This window comes from Legionella sp. D16C41 (assembly GCF_048541585.1).
Classification (GTDB): domain Bacteria; phylum Pseudomonadota; class Gammaproteobacteria; order Legionellales; family Legionellaceae; genus Legionella_C.
In genome coordinates this window covers 3,142,371-3,156,517 of record NZ_CP183303.1, presented here as the reverse complement: position 1 = coordinate 3,156,517, position 14,147 = coordinate 3,142,371, and the positions used below count along the sequence as shown (strand labels likewise).

Here is a 14,147-nt window from a genome sequence, read left to right as displayed (position 1 = left end):
TATGGCTACTCAAGTTAAAGCGATCAGCTATGGTAATAGTAATTTAAACCTAGCAATTAGTACTAGTAATGGTATTTTTATTGTAGGAAGTGGGAATGATAAAATTACTGTAGCGGGAAGCAGTAATATTCTTACTGTAGGTGATGGTACCGATACTATATCTGTTTCAGGCGATAATAATCTCTTAACTGTTGGTAACGGCAACGACTCCATAAATCTTTTGGGTAAAAATGAAGCATTAGTTATCGGTAACGGTAATAACGTTATTAATGCTTTATCTACTTCTGGTACAGATGCCATTGTGGCAGGTAGTGGTAATAACCTTGTTAATTTGGGTTATGTTAATATTGCCAATAGCATAGTGCAATTTAGTGCAGCAAATTTTGCTTTAACACTTGGAAATGGAATTAACAATATAAAAGCACTAACGACAGGCACTAGTGTTATTAAGTTTGGTAGTAATAGTAATACGGTGGATGCTGGGGTAGGTTCATCATTAGTTACCGGCGGTGGTGGCCCTAACTTGATGATTTATGAAGCAAATCTTAATGCTATTGCGCATGGCGGTTCTTCAATATATATTGATGGCAAAGGTATAAGTACTTTAGAGATTAGAGTAAGTTATGGCCAACTAAATTCGGCAGCTTTTCAAAGTAATATTACGGCATTTAAAGCTGCGGTAGCCTCCGGAGCTGAGCAAAAGGCTCTTTTTACATTTTCATCTATTCCTCTTAGCGTTCAAGGGCTTGAAAACCTTAAAATTACGGCACAAGACTTAGGAACGCCTGTCGCTTCATTTACAGCAATGCCAGCACCAGTTAAGGAAAGTTCGCCCGGTGCTCAGCTTGGAACCTTATCTGCAACAGATATTGATGCTCTAGATCAGCATTATTGGTTAATTTTAAATAATGGAGCAAATACAACCGCTAAATATGTTATTGGAGGCGAAAGCACCCAAGTTATCAATGGATTAACCTGGTTTAATGGTGTAAATGGACCTGAAACACTAAAATTAGCTGGTGGCGCAGTATTAGACGATGCAACACCAAGTAATTTACCCATTACAGTTGCCATAGCAGATATAGCTCAATTACAAGCTATAAAAGCTGGCACTTTACAGGTTGGAGCGCTAGCTACCCAAACTTATAATATTGCTGTTACTCCTGTTCCACAACCGCCTACTTCATTAACAGTCACCAGCCCCGGTGGTGATGAAAATACTCCTATCTCGTTAAATATCCATGCTACTACATTGTATGCTGGTGATATTTTAACCTATCAAATTTTAGGGGTACCTGCAGGTGGATCATTATCAGCAGGAACACGTAATGCTGATGGCAGCTGGTCCCTTACCAATCAGCAACTAAATGGCCTAACGTTTAATTCAGGTTGGAATCAAAGCTCAGGTTCAGTAGAACTTAATGTTATTGCTACTTCAACGCAACCTAATGGCTTAGCAACAAGTCTTAATCAAGTAATAGATGTTGCAGTTAAGCCTGTTGCCCAGGCACCTATTGTTTCAATATCAGCAGCGCCTAGTGGTGATGCTGGTAGTGATATTCCCCTTAACATTAGCGCTAGGTTGCCGGATGGTGATAGCGTGGATACACTAACGTCAGTTACTATACGAAATGTTCCTGCGGATGCCACTATTAAAGATGCAACGGGTAGAGCGTTGACTGCTGCTGCAGACGGTAGTTATACACTTACTCCTGATCAATTGACAGGTTTGACGTTGTCATTAGGTGCTGCAGGCCAACTAGCGAGTGCCGCTACATTAAATTTAGCCGTGTCAGCCAATACGAGAGTCGCTGATTCAGTAACCACAGCGACTGCTAATCATACGCTAACTATTAATCCTGTAGCGCTTGCCCCGGTGGTTTCCATCTCAGCCACGCCTAGTGGTGATGCTGGTAGTGATATTCCCCTTAACATTAGCGCTAGGTTAGCTGATGGTGATAAGGTAGATACCCTAACATCAGTGACTATACGTAATGTTCCTGCGGATGCCACTATTAAAGATGCGACGGGTAGGGCGTTGACTGCGGCTGCAGATGGTAGCTATACACTTACTCCTGATCAATTAACAGGTTTAACGTTGTCGTTAGGTGCAGCAGGCCAGCTTGCGAGTGCCGCCACGTTAAATTTAGCCGTATCGGCTAATACTCGGGTCGCTGATTCAGTAGCTACCGCGACGACTGGTCGTACGCTAACTATTAATCCTGTCGCGCTTGCCCCGGTGGTTTCCATCTCAGCCACGCCCAGTGGTGATGCTGGTAGTGCTATTCCCCTTAACATTAGTGCTAGGCTCGCTGATGGCGATAAGGTAGATACCCTAACATCAGTGACTATACGAAATGTTCCGGCAGATGCCACTATTAAAGACGCGACGGGTAGAGCGTTAACTGCGGCTGCAGATGGTAGCTATACACTTACTCCTGATCAATTGACAGGTTTGACGTTGTCATTAGGTGCGGCAGGCCAGCTTGCGAGTGCCGCTACGTTAGATTTAGCCGTATCGGCTAATACGAGAGTCGCTGACTCAGTAGCTACAGCGACTACTGGTCGTACGCTAACTATTAATCCTGTAGCGCTTGCACCGGTGGTTTCCATCTCAGCCACGCCCAGTGGTGATGCTGGTAGTGCTATTCCCCTTAACATTAGTGCTAGGCTCGCTGATGGCGATAAGGTAGATACCCTAACATCAGTGACTATACGAAATGTTCCGGCAGATGCCACTATTAAAGACGCGACGGGTAGAGCGTTAACTGCGGCTGCAGATGGTAGCTATACACTTACTCCTGATCAATTGACAGGTTTGACGTTGTCATTAGGTGCGGCAGGCCAGCTTGCGAGTGCCGCTACGTTAGATTTAGCCGTATCGGCTAATACGAGAGTCGCTGACTCAGTAGCTACAGCGACTACTGGTCGTACGCTAACTATTAATCCTGTAGCGCTTGCACCGGTGGTTTCCATCTCAGCCACGCCCAGTGGTGATGCTGGTAGTGCTATTCCCCTTAACATTAGTGCTAGGCTCGCTGATGGCGATAAGGTAGATACCCTAACATCAGTGACTATACGAAATGTTCCGGCAGATGCCACTATTAAAGATGCGACGGGTAGAGCGTTAACTGCTGAAGCCGATGGTAGTTATAAGCTTACTCCTGATCAATTGACAGGTTTAACGTTATCCCTAGGTGCGGCAGGCCAACTAGCGACTGCCGCCACATTAAATTTAGCCGTATCGGCCAATACTCAGGTCGCTAATTCAGTAACTACAGCGACGGCTGGTCACACGCTAACCATTAATCCTGTAGCGCTTGCCCCGGTGGTTTCCATATCAGCCACGCCTGTTGGTGATGCGGGTAGTGCTATTCCACTTAACATTAGCGCTAGGCTCGCTGATGGTGATAAGGTAGATACCCTAACGTCAGTGACTATACGAAATGTTCCGGCAGATGCCACTATTAAAGATGCGACGGGTAGAGCGTTAACTGCTGAAGCCGATGGTAGTTATAAGCTTACTCCTGATCAATTGACAGGTTTAACGTTATCATTAGGTGCTGCAGGCCAACTAGCGACTGCCGCCACATTAAATTTAGCCGTATCGGCCAATACTCAGGTCGCTAATTCAGTAACTACAGCGACGGCTGGTCACACGCTAACTATTAATCCTGTAGCGGTTGCACCGGTTGTTTCCATATCAGCCTTGCTTAGTAGTGATGCTGGTAGTGAGGTTGCACTTAATATTAATGCTAGGTTAGCTGATGGTGATAGGGCAGATACCCTAACGTCGGTTACACTACGTAATGTTCCGGCAGACGCCACTATTAAAGATGCGACCGGTAGGGCATTGCCTGCTGCTGCAGATGGTAGCTATACACTTACTCCTGATCAATTAACAGGTTTAACGTTATCATTAGGTGCAGGCCAGCTAGCGAGTGCCGCTACGTTAGATTTAGCCGTATCAGCTAATACAAGAGTCGCTGACTCGGTAGCCACAGCGACTGCTAGTCATAGGTTGACTATTAATCCTGCAGCCAGAGCTCCTATTGTTGCTGTGTCGCCAGTTAGTGGAGATACCAGTGCCCCTATTCCTCTTAATATAGGAGCATCTTTACCCAGTGGTGATACAGTAGATACATTATCATCTGTTACTGTTGCCAATGTCCCAACGGGTGATACATTACAAGCTAATGGTGTGGCTTTAATAAGAAATACAGATGGCACTTATACAGTCAGTCCTGAGCAATTAAGCTCTTTAAGTTTAATAACTGGTGGACCAAGAGCTACAGTAGAAAATTTTGATCTACTAATCACCGCAAAATCTTCTATTGCTAGTTCAATTGCTTCAGCGACAGCGCGGCAAACTGTAACAATTAACCCTTTAACCGTAACAGGTGGTGTTTCTGTAGGCGGTGATACTACAACAGGTGGTGCTGCTGTTTCTACAGGTGGCACCGGGACAGGAACTACAACAGGCGATGCTACTGCTGCTACAGGTGGTCCGAGGACGGGAGTTGCAACAGGTGGTACTGGTGTTTCTGCAGGTAGTGATACTACAACAGGTGGTGCTGCTGTTGCTACAGGTGGCACCGGAACAGGAACTACAACAGGCGATGCTACTGCTGCTACAGGTGGTCCGAGGACGGGGGTTGCAACCGGTGGTACTACTGTTTCTGCAGGTACTGACACTAGCGCAACTGCCGGTACTGCTGTTTCTACAGGTGTTGCTATTGCAGCAGGTCATGATACCAGTACAGGAACTACTGCAACAGCAAGCGGTGTCGCTGTTTCTGCAAGTAGTGATATTAGTTCAGGAGTGCTAAAAGTAAGTAGTATTGCGGGGCTAACTGCATCAGGTGTAATTGATCTTAGTCAACTTAATAATCAAGTTAATACTAATATCGCTGTAAGTAGTGCACCTATTAATGCAATTGATCTATCGCCCCAAGCTAATAATATTTTAAATGTAAGTGCCGCAAGCGTTTTAAGTGTAACTGGTGTTGATCATACTTTAACAGTTACTGGTGCTGGCGATAACGTGCAAATTACCGATCCACAAAATTGGCAAAATGCTGGAACAATTGTTCAAAATGGTGAAGCATATACAGAGTATACTTCAATTGCAGCAGTTTCAGGCCAAGCAGCAGCTACCTTATTATTGCATGGAACCTATACAGATACCGGGGTAGGTGGAGTAACAATAAATCATACACTTACTTAATGACGTAACTAGAGATGCTTCATTTGACGCCATTAGGACGCGTCAAATGAAAGTCTACTCTTCATAATAGTAGGTAATGTTTAATCTTTTTTTAATTGCTTTTTTCTTAATAATTCATCAAAAAGTTTTTGTTGTTCCTTTGATAACTCACTACGACGTAAGCTCATCATTTCTTCTATAGGTCCTTGAATACAGTCTGGTGTTAACCTATTAGTGATTAATGTTCCATTGAGATGATCAATTTCGTGCTGTAATACACGAGCATAAAATCCTTCTTCTATAGTTTCATGCTGAATGCCAGCTTCATCAAAGTAAGTCAATTTAATTTTTCGATACCGTGGTACTTTTCCAGACTTGCTACTTACTGAATAGCAAGATTCAAAGTCAACTGTTTTTTCACTTTCATCAATAGGCTCATACTTAGGATTAAATAATACATGTAGTGGGTATGATATGACTTTCTCTTTACGCAATAACGCCGCATTAAGGGGAATGTAAATAGCAATAATTTGTTTTGATTGGTTAATTTGAGGAGCCGCTAAACCAACGCCTTCAAGTGCAAATAATTTTTCTTTCATTGCATTAACGAGTTGCCAATCCTCTTGTGTAAGTGGAAATTGCACCGGCTTTGCGACACTTGTTAACATTTTTTTGTTAGCCTCTTGTTCAATAGTAATAATATTCATTGAAAAAGTGGCAGTAGTCATAACTAGTCCTAATGGTAGTAAAAAGAAAAAACATATTTTAATAATTATATTCATATTTAAACAAGGCCATTTAATATTAAACGGTAATCGTTTGAGGTGAAGGGATTTCAGGTAATTCTTCCTCTGAATCTATACTATCTGCAAACCCAAATTTAAAGGGTAAATTATAGCGCTGTTGCTCACGTGCTGATTCTATAAAAAAGCCATATCGAGGAATATTTTTAGGCTTATCAGACACGGCATCTTTAATTTGTTCAAAGCATTTTAAGGAAGTAGGTTTATAAAGATGGAGCGCTTGTAAAAGAGAAAGAAAACAATTAATAAGCCAATTAAAACTAATATAATCAAACTTTCTGTAAGTTAGCATTGCTGCGCGGAAAGAACCTGTATCAACATGGTTTCTAATTTTGTTAAAGCGTTCTTCCACGCTTTCATCAGGCCGTTTCTTTTGTGCCAGTTCAAGCAAGATATTAATTTGGGCTTTTTTAGCTCTTAAGGATTTTTCATCCTCAAAAACAGAAAGACCGCGTTTGTATGTATCGTTTGCCTTTCTTAAATAAATTTGAAAATCTGTAATTGCAGTTAAAACATAATCTAACTTAGCGTAGGTATCTAAATTTCTTAGTTTAAATGCTTGAGATCGTTCCATTAGTTTTGTTTTAATAGCAAGTTTAATATCACTTTCGTTATAAACTTGTTTAAAAAGCTCTTCTTGAAACGTTATATTTAATAAATCTTTTTCTAAAGCTTGATTATATTCACCATTTAAATTAATCAAGTCTGTCTGTTGATTAATAATTATTTGAATTCGTTTCTTAATTTCAGATTGAATATAATCTTGTTTAATTTTTTCATTTATTTTAATTTGATCAGTTTCTAATTTATTTAAATACTCTTTTTTCTGAAAAGCTACTTCTTGGGTAACTCGATAAGTTGAGTAGATGCCTTCATAATAACTATAAATGGTTTTAAGCGCTGGCAATTGTTTAACCAGTGTTTTCCACAGATAATGTGGCTTAAGTTGTAGAATCTCTGATTCAGTAAGCCCTGGTGAGAAGTTATAAGTAAGTTGTTTTTGTTTTGTTAAACTTTGAGCTATTATGCGATAATGATTAATTAGCTGTTGCTTAAGATGCTGTGAATGAGCTAAAGCCTCTTCCTGATTTAAATTAGGCACCAAAGAATTACCATTTACAGGTTGTGCTGCTAAATCTTGCCTAACATAATCATTCTCACTAGATAATGTCTGATACTCCTTAATTAATTTAATCAATTCAATAATATTGATTATGTCAGTGCATTTATCTAGCTTTTCAAGCAGTGGTTGATTATCTTTTAATGCATTAGATTGACGCTGTTCTTGCAAAATAGACTTAACTTTAAGGCTATTTTCTATAATCTCATTTCCTATCTGTTCAATTAAGAGCGGGTGAGCAGGCGGAATAGGGCCTGTAGTAAAATTACTATATTGCTCTATAAGCTTAGCTAGTTTTTGTAAAATCATAAAATGATTTGCAAAGTCGTTTGCATTAATTTTACTTTGCGCCTCATCACTTATTTTTTGGCAGGCTTCTTTTCGTTTAACAAAAGGAGTAATATCCGTTATTAAGTCAAAATAATTATCTGAATTAAAACCTAAGGGTTCGGTAAGGCCTCTATAAAATTCATCTAATATTTCTTTCATAGGGCCTGACAATAAACCAGGTTTTAAACCTAACTTATCTTCCCATTTATCTGTTTCAATAAGTATTTTAGTAAAATAAACAGTGTTTATTTCTCTAATATTATCGACTACTGCGTGATGTGTAGTAGTAGTAAATTCAGCTAGCTTTTGCTTTAATTCTTTAAATAGCCCATACATAGTAGGGGTTTCAAGAAGCAGTTTAAAATAAGAATCTGATTTAGAAATAATACGTTCTATTTTAAGGGTAATTTCTTTTGTTCGGCCTTGAATCTTTTCTAATTCTTCCTGGGAGATAGTTTTTTGATTTGAAAGAGCCTTAATATGTACTGGAATAAGCATAAAGGCTTGTAAGGTGTACCAGATAGAGTTTCGTTTAACTTGCCCGGCAACTTCCGTAACAGAGTCTGGATCAACACTATAGGGATCGGTTTGTATAAGAAATTCTTGCTGTACTTTATACGTTTTTTCAATAATTTCTTGCGCAAGTAGGGTTAAGTAAGGGTTGGAGTAAAGTGATTGTGCTGCTTTATAAATTTCATCAATACTATTGTAAGCTTTAATTAGATGCATTACATAAATGCTTTGCGAACTTTTATTATCTAAGGCTTCTAGCTGTAAACAAATTTGTTCTAAATGATATAGGCTATTGTAAATTTGCTTAATAGTGAGTACTTGTTCACTTTGTGTTAATAAACCATTTTGGGTTTCTAATTCCGGAAAAGGAAGGCCAGATTTTGCCCCTTTTAGTTCCTTTGCTAGTGGTTCAGAAAACAGCTCAGTTAAATTAAAAACCGCTTGCCTAAATTGTGCAATGGCTTTTGAATAATTAGTATGCTTAATAAGATAGTGAGCACGATTACCATGAATATAATTAGGTTTTAAAACTTGTTTATCGGTTTCAGCTTTAAACTTATCTTTAGCAAGCGCTTGATATATTTCAATCCTTTTCGTACAAAATGCACTAGCATCAGCCATTTTTTCAGTAAATAAATTATCTAGATGATTAAAATGACTTTTGTTAATTTTGACAAGGGATTTTGCGGATTGACCACTCTCTAAATTTAAATTAATTAGCTTGTCAAGATAAGTGATATTAACAGATTTATCGGAAAGAAATATCCTTAATAAGTAGGGTTGAAATGCAGTATACCAGCGACTAAGCTCTTTTTTATTACTTTTATCTGCTAAGCTTTGGCCATCATTTAATGAACTTAAAAATAGGGTAAATTTTTCTTGAGCTTCAGAAATTTTTTCCTGCTCAGTTTTATAAAATTGCAACAAATCTAAGCTTTGTTCAGCAGTAAGTGTGTCATATTTTGTGATAATAGTTTCGCTGCCTTTAATTTTAATACCAAAATCATTTTCTAAATTGGTATTTAAATTAAGAATTGCTGGTTCATTAAAATTTAATAACTCTAATACAGGATGATTTTTTTTGGTTTTTATTATTGAAGTTTGATTAATATTTGTAGTGCCGTTTGGCTCTGCTTGTCCATTAAGATTATTTAATGAGGTCCCAGGTGCTATTGGCGCTGAATTATTTGCAGACGAATCAGGCTCTGAGTTGTTTAATTCCGAGAGAAATATAACAGGTTTTGCCAAGTTACGGTCATTATCAGTTAATTCAATCGGACAAGGGGTTAAGTCAGCATGCTCGTAAATACTATCAATTGAGAGTTTGTTAGATTTAATATGAAAGTTACAAGTGGCAATGTCGCTATTTAATAAGTTCTTTAAAGTCGATTTTAAATTAAGAATTTTATTTAAATGATCGGTTGTATGGCCACGAAACTGAAGATAAACATTGCGTAGTTGATCATATCGGCTTCCGGTAGCATTTTGTAAGCCGCGAAGTATCTCATTATGTAAATCTACGTCAGTTTTCTCAAAATAACCTTGAATGTAACTATAGTATACATACAATTCTTTTTTGACTTCTTCAGGTAAATCAATAATACGATTGAAATTTTTATAATTTTCTAAAGTGGCAAAAAAGTTATGAAACGCATTTCGAATTTCCTGCGTTTTGAATAACTGTTTTTGTGTAGAATTAGTTCTTTGTTGAATTTTTTCAATGCGAAGTTTAATAAATTTAGGATCTTCTAAAGTTAATAACTCTTTGCCTTTAACTGAGAAATCAACAGGCTTAGAAGCGTATTTAATAATTAATTGATAAAAAGGTACCACCGCTTGCATAAGTGGTGTTGAAAGAGTACCTGGCGTTAGTAGTGTTTCATCCTCAATTTTATCTACTATAGCAAAAAGTTTCACTAATAAATCATACTTTAACGTACTTAGATTATCGCGAATAACATCTTGAGTTTCATCGCTCATGTGGCCCATTTGTTCAAGGGTCGATAATGCAAGCATAGTGACGTGTTGAATGATATGAAGGTAACTAATTCCTTTGAAAGTAAAGAGAAAAGTATTACTTTGAACATCACTAATGGCTTGTAACAGCTTTATAGCATTATCTTCTAGCTCATTAATTTTTGTTTTATCTAAAGTAGGCTCTAAATCAGTAATTTGGTTAGTATATTTGTGAATATATTCTGTTAGTTGTTGAATATATTTAGGAAGAACCGCACTAAATTGTGCTAAGAAATTGTAATCAATACTGCCTGTGTGAGGCTGCATTTGATCCGTTGCAATGCCGGCGATGTTACCTGCAGTATAACTAATAGGATAATCTTGTACTATTTCTGCAATTTTTGAAGCTTTATCACCATAATCTTCTGCATACTTTTCTACTTTAGACAGGAGTTTTAAGATTAAGGCTATTTCTTCACTAAATATTTGTTGAATATCTACGTCGAGATGAGTTAGAAGATAACTAGCTCTGTAGCCATGCTCAATGGTGTGATTATAAAGTGTGTTTAAATCTGATAAACGATTTTTTCCATCTCGTAGATTAACAGTTTCTAAATCGCGAAAAGCCAATTCTGCATGATAAAGAGCATTGATAACTTCTTTAAGTTGCACAACTTGCTTTGGCTGATGTGCAAAATCCTTAAAAGGTGGTTTTGCGTCATCTTCTATATGCTGGTGACCAGAGTATTTAATAATAGTAGATAGTTGTGATGTTGATAAGCCATGTATCACTTCTTTACAAGTTTGGTTATTTTCTAAAGAAGTTATGGAAAAGTAAGTTTTTAAGGCTTCATAATCTTCTTTCGTAATAGGTATATTGGTAATTACAGTTGGGAGTGCTCGATTAAAATAATAAAGTTTATGATCAGTTGTAAGAATGTAAGCTTTATGCGTGTATTTATCAAAATCTGTAATTTTAGGTTTTTCTGATTGTAAGAATAAACGACATTTAGCTATATGTTCATGCCCAGCATATTTACTGATGATATCTAATTGGGCTCCCGATAAGGCCCGTGTAATTACTTTAAATGTTTGATCTTGAGCTAAAGGTTCAACAGCTAGTGTCTCATTTAATAATTTATAATTTTCAGAAGAAATTTCAATTTCATTAAGCGGTTTTTTTAGCTCTCTATTTAGATAAAAGAGTTTATTATTCGGTGTTAGTATATAAGCTGCTTTAATTCCTTTATCAATGCTCTCAACAGTAGGTGTAGTTGACATTAGCATTAGTCTACAACCGCTTACATCATTAAAAAATTCTTGTGCTTGTTTAGAAAATTGCTCGCTTTCAAGAAAAGCTATGATTTTTTCCCGAATAGATTGCAAAAGAATAGAGAGTTGATGTTCTTTGAAGGATTCAAGTATTTGTATATAGTGCTCTAACATTGGATAACCTAAATTATTTATTATTGGTATAAATCCCTAATTTAAAGTCTCCATTAGCCACATAACTGTTTAGCTAATTTTATTTCAATTAAATAGACTACTTTTGTCACGGCCATTAATAGTCGTTTACAGCTAAAAAGTGCAAGAAATATCCCTATGCTTTACCTTCATTGCGTTTTCAACTGACTTTACTTTGTTATGACTATTTTAAAAAAAGTCCAATATATCTTTTAAAACTAATCAATAACAACTTACCTCTTATACTTAATCGTCGCTTATTGGCTGTTCTTTTAATAACTTCTTTTCTCATTATGAAGAAATAGCTACAAAATTCTTATGAACTTCCTGTATACGGTGCTTTTCAGCTTTTTTCTAAAGACCTTGTCTTAGCCTTAATAGTGTTTGGCTATAAGTCTAGTAAATAAACTTAATAAAGCCCATAAAAGAAACAAATTGTTAATGGGCAACAGTGTAATCGATACTAAGTATCGGTACAAGACAATTTTTGCACATTTGCGCTCAAAATAAATAAAAAAAGAGTATTTTTATCTCTTATTGTTATTTTTTTAACAAAAATGAGACTTGATTTGATTTTACTTGGTCATTTTTTACTTTTAGCTTTATACTGCAAATAATCTCTTTAAATTTGTGCAATGCAATGACTAATTGGCCAACAATCGCTGATATTCGTAGAGAATATGGTAATTTAAGTTTAAGTGATGATAATATCGTACAAAATCCATTCGATTTATTTAAGAGTTGGTTTGCTGAAATTCTTACGGTTGAAAAAAGTGACCCTAATGCTATGGTTTTATCTACTGTAGATGAGCAGGGGTATCCAGATTCGCGAGTCGTTTTATTAAAAGGGCTTGAACATGAAACATTTATTTTTTACACCAATTATAAAAGTAAAAAAGCAAGCCAATTAGAACGAGTACCTTATGCAGCACTTAACTTTTACTGGCCTCAAATGTCTCGTCAGGTTCGCATACGCGGGGAAGTAAGAAAAACCTCAGCCGCTCAATCAGATGCTTACTTTGCTACCCGTCCATTAGAAAGCCAAGTGAGTGCTGTAGCATCACCTCAAAGTTGTCCTATCCAAAATAGGCAGATACTAGAAGAAAATTATAATAAGCAAGAACTTATTTACAAACAAAATCAACGGCTTACTCGACCTCAAAATTGGGGCGGTTATTATTTAATTCCTCATGAAATAGAATTTTGGCAGGGACGCGATAAAAGGCTACATGATCGTCTACAATATTATAAAGAAAACGAGCAGTGGGCTTATCAACGTTTAGCACCTTGATTGTACAAAATTTAAAAAAAATGTCAAAAAATTGTAAATTTATTAGGTATGTAATTTCTTAAGATGTAATAGGCGTAAAATAGGATTTAGAAGTAGTTAATTAGAATTGAACCCTTGCGAGGACATGAACATGGACAATTTAAATTCTTTGTTGCCTTACATCAGATTACACTTTAATATCGAAAATCCTGACTTAGAAGAGTGTTATGCTTTTGGTTATGAATGCGCTAAAGCTGAAATTTCTGAAGATGAAAATCCCTATAATGTAAATACTTTAGAATATGAACAATGGCAAGAAGGCTGGTGGGATGGTTTTTATGGTGAGGAGCCACTCTATAGCTTAACTATAAGTGAAGATAAACTTCAGGATAAACAAGGTCGCGCTGAAAAAGCACCAATGATAGATGTTACTGCAGCCAATGATCAAACTTACCATCCACTATACAACAGTTTTATTGCTAGTTTGTTACGATTAAGTGGCGCTCTAGCAGCGACAGCTGTAGTTGGCTATCAAGTTATTGATTTAGTAGCTTAATGATAAGCTTGATCTATAAACACTACTTCAAAAGTAGTGTTTGTAGTTTAGGTATATCTATTCTTCTCGCACTAGCGGGAATCTATTTTTATGTAGACCTAGTGCGCATATTGAGACAGATTTCTAGCTGCGTAGAAAAGAGAGAATTCTTAAGTTGCTAAAATTAAGAGCTCACTTTTTATATTTTAGTGCAACGCACGAAAATAACGCTTAGGTACTCTCTATCTACTGTACTTTATTTAAATATTTTTAAAATCATACTGCGCATTCTTGCAATTTCAGCCGGATTAAATTCTTTATAAATAGTACTTCCAATATTTAAACAAACAGTAACTTGCTCGCCAATACCTTTAAGTAAATCAACTCCAGATAGCTTAAGAATATTAATTTCTTCACTTATCTCCTTTGCCCAAATATCAAAATAATGCATCGTAGTAAAAACCGGCAAAAAATATTGATTATTTTCTTCTAAATAAAGAACCTTGGGTTCATCAGCCGCTGAAGTTTTATCTACAGGTATGATAAAATTAGCCTTTATAAATTCAAGGTAAGCTTTATTAGCTTCCTGTTGACTGCCAGATAAAGCTAATGCCTTCTTAATAGCCTCTTCTAAATCATTCATACACTAATCTCATTAAAAATGGACATTTTAACGATTAAAAACGGTAATTAATACTATTTGCCTAATAGGCTTTATGAGAATAATAAAATTAATTAAATTCTTCCTTAAGACTCTTAAACTAAAGTTATTTCATTAAATAAATAATCACTTTAAGACTATTACGTGTATTAAATCTTTACGCTTGTACAATTGAATAGGTTGAAATCTACCTTGCTAACAGTATAATGTAGTAATTATTTTGCTTTCTTTTTGAGCAGTATGATATTTTAAGGGGTATATGAGAATTTGAAATTGACATATTTTTGTT

Annotated in this window: 6 protein-coding genes; 3 read left to right on the top strand and 3 right to left on the bottom strand. The window is 36.5% G+C overall.

Annotation, left to right across the window (positions count from 1 at the left end; genetic code table 11):
• The first annotated feature begins 1 nt into the window (after nt 1).
• Nucleotides 2-5,227: a hypothetical protein gene (locus tag ACNVED_RS13680; RefSeq protein WP_419419540.1), complete on the top strand. Its 5,226-nt coding sequence runs from the start codon at nt 2-4 to the stop codon at nt 5,225-5,227.
• A gap of 80 nt (nt 5,228-5,307) precedes the next feature.
• Here ACNVED_RS13680 and ACNVED_RS13675 read toward each other — a convergent pair whose 3' ends face one another.
• On the bottom strand, nt 5,308-5,934 hold the full coding sequence (locus ACNVED_RS13675) for a peptide deformylase (protein ID WP_419419539.1): 627 nt from the start codon (nt 5,932-5,934) through the stop codon (nt 5,308-5,310).
• 76 nt (nt 5,935-6,010) lie between these two features.
• Entirely contained in the window at nt 6,011-11,374 is a 5,364-nt protein-coding gene (locus tag ACNVED_RS13670; RefSeq protein ID WP_419419538.1) for a hypothetical protein, read from the bottom strand.
• Between the two features lie 658 nt (nt 11,375-12,032).
• Here ACNVED_RS13670 and pdxH point away from each other — a divergent pair.
• Nucleotides 12,033-12,683: a pyridoxamine 5'-phosphate oxidase gene (gene pdxH, locus ACNVED_RS13665; protein ID WP_419419537.1), complete on the top strand. Its 651-nt coding sequence runs from the start codon at nt 12,033-12,035 to the stop codon at nt 12,681-12,683.
• 130 nt (nt 12,684-12,813) lie between these two features.
• On the top strand, nt 12,814-13,218 hold the full coding sequence (locus tag ACNVED_RS13660; RefSeq protein WP_419419536.1) for a transmission trait enhancer LetE: 405 nt from the start codon (nt 12,814-12,816) through the stop codon (nt 13,216-13,218).
• Between the two features lie 235 nt (nt 13,219-13,453).
• Here ACNVED_RS13660 and ACNVED_RS13655 read toward each other — a convergent pair whose 3' ends face one another.
• Nucleotides 13,454-13,840, bottom strand: coding sequence for an SseB family protein (locus ACNVED_RS13655; RefSeq protein ID WP_419419535.1), 387 nt, complete (start codon nt 13,838-13,840; stop codon nt 13,454-13,456).
• Nucleotides 13,841-14,147 lie beyond the last annotated feature (307 nt).